The sequence below is a fragment of the Bradyrhizobium sp. PMVTL-01 genome, from assembly GCF_051861855.1.
Lineage (GTDB): Bacteria > Pseudomonadota > Alphaproteobacteria > Rhizobiales > Xanthobacteraceae > Bradyrhizobium.
Genome location: NZ_CP193982.1, coordinates 6,052,389 through 6,065,815, shown reverse-complemented (window position 1 = coordinate 6,065,815; position 13,427 = coordinate 6,052,389). Strand labels below are relative to the sequence as shown.

Annotated in this window: 13 protein-coding genes; 3 read left to right on the top strand and 10 right to left on the bottom strand. The window is 61.7% G+C overall.

The features are described from left to right. Positions 1–152: 152 nt before the first annotated feature. Positions 153–1,256, top strand: a complete 1,104-nt coding sequence (locus tag ACRQ5Q_RS29455) for a S1C family serine protease (protein ID WP_439393450.1) — start codon at positions 153–155, stop codon at positions 1,254–1,256. Positions 1,257–1,261: 5 nt separating this feature from the next. Here the strand turns inward: ACRQ5Q_RS29455 and ACRQ5Q_RS29450 are convergent, their stop codons facing one another. Then, positions 1,262–3,883: an MMPL family transporter gene (locus ACRQ5Q_RS29450; protein ID WP_439393448.1), complete on the bottom strand. Its 2,622-nt coding sequence runs from the start codon at positions 3,881–3,883 to the stop codon at positions 1,262–1,264. An 815-nt stretch (positions 3,884–4,698) separates the two neighbouring features. Between ACRQ5Q_RS29450 and ACRQ5Q_RS29445 the strand changes: the two genes are divergently transcribed. Together ACRQ5Q_RS29445 and ACRQ5Q_RS29440 are read left to right on the top strand one after the other, a co-directional pair. Next, complete coding sequence (locus tag ACRQ5Q_RS29445; protein WP_439393446.1) at positions 4,699–5,964, top strand: ABC transporter substrate-binding protein; 1,266 nt, start codon at positions 4,699–4,701, stop codon at positions 5,962–5,964. A gap of 186 nt (positions 5,965–6,150) precedes the next feature. After that, positions 6,151–6,594: a peptidoglycan-binding domain-containing protein gene (locus tag ACRQ5Q_RS29440; RefSeq protein WP_439393444.1), complete on the top strand. Its 444-nt coding sequence runs from the start codon at positions 6,151–6,153 to the stop codon at positions 6,592–6,594. A 186-nt stretch (positions 6,595–6,780) separates the two neighbouring features. Here ACRQ5Q_RS29440 and ACRQ5Q_RS29435 read toward each other — a convergent pair whose 3' ends face one another. Genes ACRQ5Q_RS29435 through ACRQ5Q_RS29395 form a run of 9 tightly spaced genes read right to left on the bottom strand, consistent with a single transcriptional unit; the run spans position 6,781 to position 13,427 of the window. Continuing rightward, positions 6,781–7,080: a hypothetical protein gene (locus tag ACRQ5Q_RS29435; protein ID WP_439393442.1), complete on the bottom strand. Its 300-nt coding sequence runs from the start codon at positions 7,078–7,080 to the stop codon at positions 6,781–6,783. A gap of 53 nt (positions 7,081–7,133) precedes the next feature. Further along, positions 7,134–7,430: a cytochrome C oxidase subunit IV family protein gene (locus ACRQ5Q_RS29430; protein ID WP_439393440.1), complete on the bottom strand. Its 297-nt coding sequence runs from the start codon at positions 7,428–7,430 to the stop codon at positions 7,134–7,136. Further along, positions 7,427–8,071, bottom strand: coding sequence for a cytochrome c oxidase subunit 3 family protein (locus tag ACRQ5Q_RS29425; protein WP_439393438.1), 645 nt, complete (start codon positions 8,069–8,071; stop codon positions 7,427–7,429). The genes ACRQ5Q_RS29430 and ACRQ5Q_RS29425 overlap by 4 nt, the downstream gene beginning before the upstream one ends. Further along, positions 8,068–9,741 carry a cytochrome c oxidase subunit I gene (locus ACRQ5Q_RS29420; protein ID WP_439393436.1) on the bottom strand — a complete coding sequence of 558 codons (1,674 nt, stop codon included), beginning with the start codon at positions 9,739–9,741 and terminating at the stop codon, positions 8,068–8,070. Before ACRQ5Q_RS29420 ends, ACRQ5Q_RS29425 begins: the two co-directional genes overlap by 4 nt. Next, on the bottom strand, positions 9,734–10,675 hold the full coding sequence (gene coxB, locus ACRQ5Q_RS29415) for a cytochrome c oxidase subunit II (protein ID WP_439393434.1): 942 nt from the start codon (positions 10,673–10,675) through the stop codon (positions 9,734–9,736). Before coxB ends, ACRQ5Q_RS29420 begins: the two co-directional genes overlap by 8 nt. Then, complete coding sequence (locus tag ACRQ5Q_RS29410; protein ID WP_439393433.1) at positions 10,672–11,445, bottom strand: SCO family protein; 774 nt, start codon at positions 11,443–11,445, stop codon at positions 10,672–10,674. Before ACRQ5Q_RS29410 ends, coxB begins: the two co-directional genes overlap by 4 nt. Further along, a complete protein-coding gene (locus tag ACRQ5Q_RS29405; RefSeq protein ID WP_439393431.1) occupies positions 11,442–11,846 on the bottom strand; it encodes a hypothetical protein in 405 nt (134 codons plus the stop codon). Before ACRQ5Q_RS29405 ends, ACRQ5Q_RS29410 begins: the two co-directional genes overlap by 4 nt. Further along, positions 11,836–12,906 carry a hypothetical protein gene (locus ACRQ5Q_RS29400; RefSeq protein ID WP_439393429.1) on the bottom strand — a complete coding sequence of 357 codons (1,071 nt, stop codon included), beginning with the start codon at positions 12,904–12,906 and terminating at the stop codon, positions 11,836–11,838. Before ACRQ5Q_RS29400 ends, ACRQ5Q_RS29405 begins: the two co-directional genes overlap by 11 nt. After that, positions 12,903–13,427 carry a c-type cytochrome gene (locus ACRQ5Q_RS29395; RefSeq protein ID WP_439399901.1) on the bottom strand — a complete coding sequence of 175 codons (525 nt, stop codon included), beginning with the start codon at positions 13,425–13,427 and terminating at the stop codon, positions 12,903–12,905. The genes ACRQ5Q_RS29400 and ACRQ5Q_RS29395 overlap by 4 nt, the downstream gene beginning before the upstream one ends.

The following is a 13,427-nucleotide window of genomic DNA, read 5'->3' as shown; positions in this document are numbered from 1 at the left end:
GGCAATTCGGGTTCTGGGACATCGACTTCCAACAATTCCGGCACGCAGAAGTAACCCGCTTCCGGCGAGGCCGAGGCGGCGCCCGTTCTGAACGTCCGCGAGGAACGATCATGGTGCCCTGAGATTAAGATGCCGGCAAAGGAGGCGTCAGGGTGCCCGTTCGTTTCCTGCGTTTCGCTATCGTCTGGTTGCTGGCCTTGGCAACCCTCTGGGTGTTGCAGCCCTATGTGTCGGCGTTGTGGTTTTCCGCTTCAGCTCCGCGTGCTGTCACACCTCGGGCCGACCTCGCTGCAAGCGAGCAGACGACGGTCCGCCTGTTTAAAGCCGTGTCCCCGTCCGTCGTACATGTGTTCGCGCGTGGCACGCCCAGCGCATCGGTGCTCTCCGACGAACAGGAAAGCGTAGTCCAGTCTGGTTCGGGCGTTATATGGGACGTTGCCGGACACGTGATCACGAACAATCACGTCATCAATGGCACCGCACAGATCGGAGTTCGTCTGACCTCCGGCGAATTCGTCGCAGCGCATGTGGTGGGTGCGGCGCCAAATTACGATCTCGCCGTTCTTCAACTGGAGCGGCCTAGTTCGCCCCTGCATCCCATCGCAGTTGGCCGTTCGGCCGATCTGCAGGTCGGTCAGAGCACGTTCGCGATCGGGAACCCGTATGGTCTCGACCAGACTTTGACCTCCGGGATCGTGAGTGCGCTCGGTCGCAGACTGCCGTCGGTCACTGCGCGCGAGGTCAAGGGGATGATACAGACCGACGCACCCATAAATCCGGGAAATTCCGGCGGTGCGCTGCTCGACAGTGCGGGTCGGCTGATCGGAGTGAACAGTGCGATTCTCTCCGGCTCAGGTGCCTCGGCTGGAATTGGGTTCGCCATCCCCGTTGACGTCGTGAACCAGGTTGCAGCCGAGTTGATTCGCAACGGACATGTCCCGCTGGCGGGGATCGGTATCGTGGCGGCAAAGCAGGAGGAAACCACAAGCCTCGGAATTGACGGAGTGATCATCCTCCGAACACTACCCGGCTCTCCGGCCGCTCAGGCCGGAATTGAAGGTGTGAGCGAGGACGGACTGGTCAGGGACGTCATCACCGAAGCGAACGGCAAGCCGGTCCACAGCATGGAGGAATTGACCTCAATGCTTGACGATGAGGGGATTGGCGAACAGATCGAGTTGACCGTCGACCGCGCAGGTCAAACCCGCAGGGTCAAGTTATCCATTGCCGACATCTCTCAGCTCGCCCGGCGATGAGATGCTTAAGCTATTCGGCCGCCTCGCGCAGGCGGCACCTCAGTATGAGGCTTGATCTGGCGTGGCTGCCCCATAAGTACGGGCTGAAACAGCACCGCCGCGCCCATGGTGCACGCGAGCGCCAGCGCCATCAATTTGCCCATGCTCGACATGCCGGGGTAGTTGGAAGCCCACATGCTGCCGAACGCAGCCGCATTCGTCAGGGCGCTGAACACCACGGCTCGCGTCAACGTCGACTGCAGCAGGCCGGTTTTGCCGGCGCGCCAAGCCATGATGTAGTAGATTTTGAAAGCCACTCCCACGCCGAGTAGCAGCGGAAGTGCGACGATGTCGGCAAAATTGAGCTGCGGACCAAGCAGCACCGAAAGCTCCAGGGTGAGCGCGCCGGCCACAAGCAGCGGGATGAGCGTCAGCAGGACGTCCGTAACGCGACGCAAGGCAATCGCGAGCAGGATGGCGATTGCGACGAGCGCCATGATACCTGCCTCCACGAAAGCCCTCGTCACCGTCCGGGCCGACTCGTAGTAGCTGATTGCCGCTCCCGCGGCGGTTGGTTCGGCTGCGAGCACCGCCTCGGCAAATCTTCGCAGGACGTTGACGTCGTTGGCATCCCCTTTGGCGAGAGCCTGGACGCGGGCGCGCCCGTCCGGCAACTGCCAGTCGCGGACCAGCCCGGCAGGCAGGCTTTCCAGCGTGATTGGTTGCGATGAGAGGCTCTTGCGCAGGCGCTCCAGATCGAAACTCAACGACGGGATTAAGGCGGATTTCGCCTTCTGACGAACGTCTGGCGAGGCACTTGCCAGCTGGTTCAGCTGCGAGGCAACGGTGCGTGCATCGTTCGCGACATCGCCGTCCGCGCCGGCCGTTGCCTTCGAGAGCGCCCTGGCGGTGTTGCGCAGCGCCTCGATGATCTCATCGTCCGTCGGTGCAGATTTCTTGCCGGGCGGGCTAAGTACGGGCCCAATCGAGCGGTCGGCCAAGCGAAGCGAAGCCAGCTTCTGCTCCTGATCTGAGGGAACGAGGCTCGTGAGGCTCACCACGCGGCCGACCTCCGGCAGGGACGAGAGCCGCTTCGCAATCGCCTCAGCCTGCTGTTGCGATGGCGCCAGCACCTCTGCATCATTGCCGTTGGTCTCCGGCTCCGATTGCAATTTTCGATACGTCGCGACCGACGGAGAACTCGGATTCTGAAGATCGACTGGGTTGAAATCAAATGGGAGATGAAACAGCAGCGGCGTTCCAGCCAGGACGACAAGCATGGTGCCGGCAATGACGACGAAGCGGTGGCGTTGTAGAAAGATATCGACGGGCGCGAGCCATTTGAACCCCACCGGTTCAGGCTCGCCAGCCGGATTCATGGCGCTGAGCATAGCAGGCACCAAGGTGATGCTGCACACAAACGCGATCAACATGCCACATCCGGCGATCAGGCCAAGCTCGGATAGCCCTCGATAGTCGGTCGGCAGGAAAGCGAAAAAACCGATCGCCGTGGCTGCTGCCGCGAGCGCCAGCGGCGCTCCGGCCTTGTGGGCGGCGCACCGCAGCGCATGGCGAAGGTTGTCGACCTCGTGCCGCTCGGTCCGATAGCGTACGCTGAACTGAATGCCGAAGTCGACGCCAAGCCCAACGAAAAGCACGAAGAACGCAATCGAGATCAGGTTGAATGAGCCGACCATGAGGAGGCCGAGGGCGGCGGTTGCGGCGAGCCCGACCGCCAAGCTGAAGAACACCGCGGCAATGAGCCTGAAGGAACGGAGCGCAAGCCAAAGGATGACCAATACGCCAAACAGAGCTGTAAGGGTGTCGCGCACCGCGCTTGAGCGGATCACCGAGAACTGGTCATCATTCATCGGAACCTCGCCCGTGAGGCTTATCTCGGCCCCAAAGCGTTCCTTCAATCCGAGATCCGAGGCCGCCTTCCGGATTCCGTCAGTCGCGGAACGCCCGGGTTGAAGCGCATTGAAATCGAGCTTCGCAGCGACCTCGACGAAATGTCGTGGTTGGTGATCAGCAAACGCGTGGCCTTGCAGCAGCTGTTTCCACGAGAAGAAGGCTGGCTTGCCGGCAATGATGTCGTCAAGAAGCTTCCTCGTGAGCGCAAGCGGCCAGCCGAGTTGATCGATATTCAGCCGACCAGCTGCGACGGCTTGAGCGGCTGACCCGAGCAGGCTCGCTGCGCCGCGCACGGTTGGATCGGTCGCGAGCGCCTGCAGGAACGGCCTTGCACGAGCCAGTCCGCTCGCTGTCCGTTGCGCATCTGCAGTCGAGTCGAGCAACAGGCCATTGCGCTCGAAGAACTCGCCGCTGTCGGGCTGCGAGACGCGGTAAAACAACTCCGGATTTTTCTGCAGCCTTTGTGCAAGCTCGTCGGTGGCGACTTCAGCGCTTTCGGGCGTAGAGGCTGTCACGACGACCGATATGCCCCTTTGCGGAAAGGCCTTCGAAAGCTTCAGCTGGCGCTGATGCCATGGGAGGCTTTGCGACACCAGGGTTTGGACGTCGGTGTTTATGGAGAACCGCGCCATCGCGTAAAGGGTGCATGCAATTAACAGCAGCGCGCCTAAAATGACGGTGGTTCGCCAGCGACGGACGCAAAGATCGACAATGTTGACGATCGCTCGAGTCATTGCCTCGTGGTATTCTGCTAGTGAGCGGGGCGCCTGCGGAGTCAGCGACGAGTCGGGGTCTCCGGCAAATCAGGTGCCCAACGTCTGAAAGTTCTGTCGGTTGCAATATGTGAGCCGAGGAACTCGGGCTCCAGCACAGACCGACTTGCTGGCGCGAGCGCCGGCCCTTGAGCGCCCAATCCTGAATTCCCGGGCGTTCGACAATTGACGGAAACGGGTGGCGTGCTGCTTCTTCAGCATCAGGAAAACGCATAGATCAGATTAGAGCGCGTCGCGCAGGGCTTGTCCCATTTCGCTCCGATTGGGTTATCTAGCTTTGAGCATCTGGTTCGAGTCGACGACAATCGCGAATACGATATTGACAGAGGTTTGCTTCCCAAAACGCCTTGCGTCCGAAGAGACGAATGATCGCTAGGCCGAATAAGAAGATCAAAGGCGCGAATAGCAACCTGCCACGAAAGATGATTCTTGCATGGTCACCAATCCATTCTCCGAGCATCTTGAGCATCTCCTTGAGCATGTCAGAACGAAGGACGTGCCGGGTTTCTGGGAGAGGCATCGCTCAGTTGCGAGCACTGGCACCCAATCAGACCGCGCGCTTGCGCGGCTGAAGCAGGTGGCACATCACAGGGATTTAGCCGGTACGGTGCCGCACCATATTTGTCTCATGAGCAGCGACTTCAGGCCCTTTCTCCGGACCTTGCTAGGTGCACAATGACTATCTGGCTGAGTGCGTGCGCCGCTTCATCAACAAGAGGGTTTGACCGTAGCGGATCTCACGACTGGAGCGTTTCGTCATTCAAGGGAGAATGCAAATGCCTGGAGATCGGACTAGGAGAGGCTTCGAACGACGGGAAATCCTAAAGATCGGTGGGGCACTTGGACTGCTTTCCCTTACAGCTTCAACCGGAGCAAGAGCCGCAGGAACATCGAAAAAGCAATATGGTCCAGGAGCCTCCGATTCTGAGATTAAGATCGGCAACATCATGCCCTATAGTGGCCCGGTGTCCGCTTACGCAGCGATCGGCAAGATCGAAGATGCCTACTTCAAGATGATCAACGATCAGGGTGGGGTGAATGGCAGAAGGATCTCTTTCATTTCTTATGACGATGGGTACAGTCCGCCAAAGACCTTTGAGCAGGCACGAAAACTGGTCGAAGACGACAACGTTCTACTGCTATTCAACTCTTTAGGAACGCCGACCAACAGCGCAATTCACAGCTACATGAACCAAAAGAAAGTGCCGCAATTGTTCGTCGCAACCGGCGCAACCAAATGGAATGATCCAAAACACTTTCCATGGACGATGGGTTGGCAGCCTAGTTACCAAGCCGAGGGCCGGATCTACGCCAAGTACGTTCTGAAGGAGAAACCGACCGGAAAGATTGCAATCCTTTATCAGGACGATGACTATGGCAAGGACTACGTCAAGGGCCTAAAGGACGGCCTGGGCTCGAAGGCCGGTGCAATGGTCGTCGGAGAGCAGGCCTATCAAACAACGGAGCCGGTCGTTGATTCAGAGATCGTCCGGCTGCAAGCTACCGGAGCAGACGTCTTCTTCAATGTTGCGACGCCGAAATTCGCAGCGCAAGCCATCGTGAAAGTGTCCGACATCGGGTGGAAGCCGCTCCATATTCTCAACAATGTCTCGGCATCCGTTGGGAGCGTGCTTAAACCCGCCGGCTTCGACCACGCACAGGGCATCGTTTCCGCCAATTACGCGAAAGACCCGAGCGATGCTCAGTGGAAGAGTGCACCAGACATGGTCGCCTGGAACGAGTTTATGGACAAACACATGCCAGGAAGCGACAAGACCGACGCAAACTTCATCTACGGATACGCTGTAGTGCGCACGATGATACAGGTCCTGCAACAATGCGGCGATGACCTTACGCGTGAAAATGTCATGACGCAGGCAGCCCATCTGACGAACTATGAGCCGGGGCTCTTGCTTCCCGGTATCGCGATCAACACTTCGCCAACCGATTTTGCGCCCATAGAACAGCTTCAGTTGATGAAGTTCGAGGGCCAAACCTGGAAACTCTTCGGTGACGTCATGAGCGGCCAATTGGAAGGTTGATCCGACCAGAGCTGACCGGGTCTTTGCTTGACCAGCCTTCAGAGCGCGATGGGCCCACGAAGTCGACGCTCTGATCCTTGCCACGAATTAATCCGCAGATAGGCCGTACGGCGGAAACGTCCCGAATGGAAGTGCATTGGTTCTGGAGAGTGCTAGAACTCTCTCAAGCCAAAAGGAAAGTGTCTCATGAACAAGTTCGCAATAGCTCTTCTCGCTAGTGCTGCGATGACAGTGCCCGCTTTCGCCGCCACGAACTCACCGCCTCAGAAGCCAGCGCCGGCTCAGCAGAATGCGACGGTCAGTCAGCAGAACCAGAAAGCGCCGCAGACCAACAACTCTCAGCAGGACAGGGCGGGCCCACAGCAGGCGATGAACAACGGACCGATCGCTCCGCGCAGCCTATCCAAAGCTCAGATCAAGAACGTACAGATGGCGCTCAACAAGGACGGGTTTGATGCCGGCTCAGTCGACGGACATTGGGGCCACAAAACCCGGGAGGCCATTCGGCACATGCAGGAGATGAACCATCTGCAAGCCAACGGCCAGCTTGATCAGCAGACGTTGAAGGACCTCGGGGTGAATAGCACGCAAGTAGCGCGACACGACACAAATCAGACGACCTCTCGTTAGCGGCCCCTTCGCTAGGCGGCTCCGTGCCGCCTAGCGCCGCGTTGCAGGCAGTCTCTGCGCGTCTATGCGGGGGCTTGCGCACGTTGCTCCGGCCGGAGTGCCGACGATCGGCGCCTTTTCCATAATGTCTGCGCGCGAAGTTAATTGTCGGTTCGGACTTCAGAAACGGAGACTTCAACCCTCAATCTAGTCGACGAGGGGAAAAAGGCTTCTCGTGCTTGCCGGCCTGAAAGCCCCCGTCATCAACAAAGTGGTAGCCACCAACAGAAGCAATCCGACCACGATGGTCGCCGCAGGTTCATATTGGTGACGGATCGGGTGGAGCTTCGGGGTGAGCGCCAGAACGAAGATCAGCAACACGCCCGGACCGACCGTCCGCGGGACCAGCGCCCAACCATTGGCGCCAACTTCCCAGAACGCCCATGCGAGGGTGAGCAGAAAGAGCAGAAGATAAAGCAATGCGCCTTCGACGCGCCGGCGGGCCAACAGAAGCGTCTTGGTTACGACCGGTATAGTTGCTCACCGAGTGGGTCATGCGCTCAGGGTCGTACGAGGACGTCAGCGAAGGTCAATGCGAACATCGCGATCAGAAAGACAAGCCCGGAAATTGCCGCAAGGCGAATCAAAGCCTTCGCTGAGGCAAGTTCCATAAAGAGCAGGACGACCAATGTCGATTTTGCCATGGCAATGACGATGCCGCTTGCTGTCGTGATGCGGCCCATGGGGATGTAAGCCGCGATGAGGCTGAGCAGCAGAAGTACGAGTAGGGCGGCCCAGATCAGCAGGTTTCTCCCCCATAGGCGGCGGACGTCACCTGATGCGCCTCGCCTGCTCATGACGCGCGTCCCGGCAAGTAGATGAGCGGGTAGAGGAAAATCCATACGATGTCGACCAGGTGCCAATACAAGGCCGTGACCTCGATCTCGGGATTGTCTTTCGCGGGGAGTTCGCGGCGGTAGAGCACCCCAACCAAACGGCTGACCAGCCCAATGCCGATAAAAAGATGGATCGCGTGCACACCCGTGACCAGCCAATAGAATCCGTAAAACAGTTGTGCGCCCGGCTGAGGCAATGCAAACCCGGCTCCCGGTACGAGGTGCTTGTCAATGTCCTCCTTGTATTCGAAGCCCTTGATGACGATGAACGCGAGACCGAGCATCGCCGTGAGCATGAGGCAGGCGAGGACAAGCCGTCGCAATCGCGCAGACTCCTCGGCCGCCTGCGCGGCGACCGCCATCGTCAGGCTGCTGGTCAACAGCACGGCGGTATTGATCGTACCGTACCAGACATTGGTTTCGCGGCCTGCGGCCGCGAACGCGGCCGGGTGCTCGATTCGGCACACGGTGTAAGTCAGCAACAAGGCGCCAAAGAACAGCGTCTCGCTGGCCAGGAACACCCAGATGCCGAACTTGCCAGCTTCGCGCTGGCGGCCGAAGTCGAACCAGGGTTCTCTCAGCAGCGCACTTTCATCGCTCATCGCGTTTCTCTCGCATTCTGCAGTTCCGGTGGATCCGTCCCGGCGGACATGCCTTCGGCGTGGTAGTCATAGGGCGCGCGGTCGACGCGAGGCTGCCGGTCGAAATTCTTCGGCGGCGGCGGCGAACTCGTGGTCCATTCGAGGCCGGTGGCGCCCCACGGGTTCCTGGCGGCCTTTCCGCCGTAGAAGAGCGACCAGGTCAAATAGCCGAGCGGTAGCAAATAGGCGAGGGCGAGCACCGCCGCGCCGGCCGACGACATCACGTTGTAGATCTGAAACTCCGCCGGATAGGTGTGATAGCGCCTGGGCATGCCGAGATAGCCGGCGAAGAATTGCGGCAGGAATGTCATATTGAACCCGGCATACATGAGAATGGCGGCGAACTTCGCCCAACTCTCCGGATAGAGCCGGCCCGTCACCTTCGGCCACCAGAAGTGCAGGCCGGCGAAGAAGGCGGAGACCGAGCCGCCGACCATGATGTAGTGGAAATGCGCGACCACGAAATAGGTGTCGGTGACGTGGACGTCGACCGGGATCGAGGCGAGGAAAAGTCCCGAGAGCCCGCCGGTCGTAAACAGCCCGACGAAGCCGAGCGCATAGAGCATCGGGGATTCGAAGCTGATCTGGCCGCGATAGAGCGAGGCCGTCCAGTTGAAGACCTTGATGGCGGAGGGCACGGCGATGATGAAGGAGAGGAAGGAGAACACCAGGTTCGCCAAGGCCGACTGCCCGGATACGAACATGTGGTGCCCCCAGACGAAGAAGCCGACGCCGGCGATCGCAAGCATGGCGTAGACCATGAAGTCGTATCCGAAGATCCGCCGTCTTGCGAAACAGGGAATGATCTCCGACACAACGCCCATGGCTGGCAAGACCATGATGTAAACGGCTGGGTGCGAGTAGAACCAGAACAGGTGCTCGAACAGGATCGGATCGCCGCCGCGTGCGGGATCGAAGATCGGCAGGCCCAGCACGCGTTCGGCGATCACGAGCAAAAGCGAGATCGCGAGAACAGGCGTTGCGAGCACCATGATCAGCGAGGTCGCGTAGATGGCCCATACGAACAGCGGAAGCCGGAACCAGGTCATGCCTGGAGCGCGGAGCATGTGGGTGGTCGCGATGAAATTCACTCCCGTCGCGATGCTGGCGAAGCCGACCACGAACACGCCCGCCGCGGCCGCGAAGACGTGGGTGTTGGAGAACATCGACGAGTAAGGCGTGTAGAAGGTCCAGCCGGTGTCGACGCCGCCGGCGACGAGGGCATAGACGGTGAATGCGCCGGCTGCGATGGTCAAATACCAACTGAAAAGATTAAGGCGCGGAAAGGCGACGTCGGGGGCTCCGATCATTAGCGGCAGCAGGAAGTTGCCGAGCGTGTTGGGGATTGACGGCACCAGGAAGAACCAGACCATGATGATGCCGTGGAACGAGAACAGCTTGTTGTAGCTGTCTGAAGTCATCAGCCAGCCGTTCGGCTGAAACAGTTCGAGACGCACGGCCGTGATCGCAGCGCCGCCCAGGAAGAAGAAGACCGTGATCGTCACCGCGTAGAGGATCGCGATGCGCTTGTGGTCAGTGGTGGCAAGCCAGGACCGGAGCGTGGAACCGTGGCGGAGATAATCCGGGCGCGGCGGCAGCGGCAGCTCTCCGGCGAGCAGGGCATCAGTCATTTTGCTGCTCCTCTCCGAGCGAGCGGATATAGGCGGTCAGGCTCTGGATCTCGCCGTCATCGAGCAGCCCCTTGAAGCTCGGCATGATCGGCTCGAAGCCGGCCACGATGTCGCGCTTCGGCTGCAGGATCGAATCGCGGATATAGTTGTCGTCGGCGGAAACGGTGCGACCATCGGCCAGTTGCACTGCGCGGCCATAGAGGCCCGCCAGGCGCGGCGCGTGAACGTTGGATGAGGTCGCGTGACAACCCGCGCATCCCTGCGACACGAACAGCCTGGCGCCCTCGTGCGCGAGGTCGTCGCCTTCGGGTTGCTGGGTCAACCACCGGGCATAGTCATGCTGGCGCATGACCACGATCTCGCCTCGCATCATCGAATGGTTGGTGCCGCAATATTCGGCGCACAGAAGCGGGAACGTGCCGATCTTGCTCGCCTGGAACCAGATATCGGTGTCGCGACCAGGCAGCACGTCCTTCTTGACCCGGAACGCCGGCACGAAGAAGGAATGGATCACGTCCTGCGAACTCATCATGAGATGGACCGGCCGATCCAGCGGCACATGCAGGGCGTTGATCTCGCGGGCGCCGCCCGGATGCTGCGTCTTCCACATCCACTGCTTCGCGACCACGTGAATCTCCAATGCATTCGAGGGCGCAGCAAGGCTGCTGAGATCAGCGGAGGAGGCCCACCAGAACAGGAAGGCGAAGGTGAGGAGGGTTGCGAGCGTCCAGCCGATCTCGAACTCGCGGCTGAGAATTTCGGGCATCGGACCGCGCTTGGCCTTTGATCCGCGCCGGTAGCGCACGGCGAACAGCAGAATCAGCCCGAACACGAGCACGACAGTTGCGCCGGACAGCGCCAGCAGGAGATAGAAGATGTGATCGACCGTGACGGCGTGGGTGCTGGCCTCCGGCAGGCTGAACAGCGAGTTCATGCCGAAGCTCCGCGTCGTTTGCCGCGCACCAGCGACAGGCCGATCAGCCCCGCCATGGTGGCGACCGTTGTGGCGCCGAGAAGCCGCAGGATCGCGGCGATCCTACTGGTGTAGATGCCGTGCACCGCATCGAAGCCGTAGCACAGCAAAGCGATCCGGCCGGGGAGCCCGCCGATGCGGCCGTTGCCGGCCTCGAGCAGCGCGAGGCGCAGATCGCCCGGCTGCAGCGCCAGGCTGGAGAGCGCCCGAACGACCCGGCCGTCCGGTGCCAGCGTGACGAACGCCGCCGGATGCGCGAGGGCGTCCCGGCTGCCGTCAAACGCGGTATGATAACCGATGCTGTTGAGCAGCGTGCGGACCGTGTCTGGCGTTCCGGTCAGGACCGCTGTCCCGGCCTGGCCGATCTGTCCCTCCGTGAAGCGGCGCGCGTGTTCGCGGCTGTCGCGCGGATCGATCCCGACGATGACGAGGCTGTAGTCGCGTCCCGCGGCAAGGCCGGTCTGCTGCAAGGCAGAGCTGGCGATCGTCAGCGCCGGCCCGCAGATCTGCCGGCAGGTGAAGTCGGCCGGGATCAGCAGCGTCGGGCGGCCGTCGATCGCATCGCGAACCGAAACGGCATGGCCGTCAAGATTGGTGAATGGCAAGGCGAGCGGGACATGCGCATCGGCTGGCGGATCGAAGGCGACGCGCCCGATCTCCTGCTCGGTCAGTCCGGCGCTCGCGAGCGCCGGCCATAGCACCAGCGCGAGAAGGAGGAGAGCCCGCCTCATGGCTTGCCTCCGCTCAAAGTGGGCGGCTGATCGGGATGGACCTCGATCACGTCATAGGCATGCGCCCCGCGGCCCGCGACGAGCTGCATCGCCTCCTCGATCGGGATGCGCGCCTGGCCATGGTCGCGATCCACCCAGGCATAGCCGGAAAGCCGGGCCTGCTGCTCGGCCTCGAACCGCGCCAGGTCGGCCTGCGGGGACGTCTGCAGCGCCGGCGCCGGAAACCGCCGTTCGACGCGCGGAAAGAAGGCGCTTGGCACCTGCGCGTTGAGAAATAGCAGGAGTCCTGCGATCGCCGCCGCCACGAACAGCAGGAAGCCGCAGACCACGGCCAGGACGACGCGGTTGTCGACATCGGCCGGTTGCGGCAGCGCGCGATGTCCCATCTCCTCAGCCGGCATGGCGCCCCCCTGTGGATGTGACGCCTCGAATGAACAGCACGGAACAAGCGGTCAGGATGACGAGCGAACCAAGGCCGGCCAGGGCAACGGCGGGCTGCCGGGCGAACGCAGGCAGGATCAGCCAGGCGAAGTGCAGGCCGGTCCCGAGCAGCAGGAGAACACCAACTGCACGCAGGCCGGCCCGGCTGGCGCGCACGCCCGCGAACAGAAGCATCGTGAACGGCAGAACCGCGCCAATGAGGAAGGTCGCGATCAGAACTGAAGCCCATGCGTCGGTGCCGCGCTTGAGGAACCACGCGGCCTTGTGGGGCAGATCGCCATACCAGGCCACGACGAAAGTCATGTAGGCGAGATAGACGACGCCCAGCAGCGTCGCCATCAGCAGCTTGCCAATGTCACTCCTCGCCCGGCCTCCCACATTCCCGATTCCGACAACGCCCAGCACGGCGAGAGCCGCAAGCAATTGCTGGATCGCGATCATCGACGCGAAAGCGGTGGACACGTAATGAGGTTCGATCGACAGAAACCAGTCCACCGCGACCATGCTGATGGTGAGCCCGAAAAAGGCGAGGCCGAGCCCGGCCAGCAGCCGCCCGCCGAGACCGGATGCAAAGATCACCGCCAGAACCGACCATCCCGCCAGGGTGACCACCGCCCGGAGGACGAATGAGGTCTGGCTCAGATACCAGACCGCGACGTCCGGCTTGATCTCGCCGGGATTCGCGGCCCACGAATAGATCGACGGCAGAGCGCCGAGGACGGGGACGAACGCAATGGCGACGAGGGGCATCATGGCGGCGAGCGGACGCAGGGCCGGCGCAGCGGCGATGCCCCAGACCCCGCCGGTCAGCCGGTGGATGAGCAGCAGAGTCATGCTTCCGACCGGGACGCAGCTCCAGATGGCGAAAGCCAGCAACCAGCCCTGCAGCAGAGGCGCATAAACACCGAGCCGCCCCAGAACGAGCACCAAGGCGGCCGCGAGTGTCAGGAGCGCAAGCCCAGCCGCCGTATGTCGGTTGCCCGCTCCGGAGAGGGCCTGCCGATGCAGCGCCGCGGTCATGGCAGCTTGCTCCTCAGCTGCGGGACATCGGCCACATCGGTCTGCTGCGACTGCTGAAGCGCGCGAATATAGGCGATGATGGCCCAGCGGTCGTGCGGCTCGACGCGGGCCGCATAGGAATACATCGCGCCGTACCCGTCGGTGATCACGTCCAAGAAGTGCCGGGCGTCGGCCTCCCGGAGCCGGCTCGAGTGAAACGAGGGCGGGGCGGGAAAGCCGCGCTGCACGATCATGCCGTCGCCGTAGCCGGAAAGCCCGTGACAGGGCGAGCAGTAGATGCCGAAACGTTCGCGGCCGCGCGCCAGCAGCGCCATGTCAACGGCGGGCGGCGCCGTGGTCTGCCGCGCCCGATCGAGCTCGCCCTGCGCGACCGCGCCCTTCGGCGGGACCTGGGCTTCGGTCCCGTCCCTGAACAGCGCCGCCTTGGTGAACGTGCCGTAGCGGTTCTGCTGCGTCATCGAGTGATCGCCGCAGCCGCAAAGCGCAGCCGCGAGCAACATCACACAGAGCAGCCGGCGGAT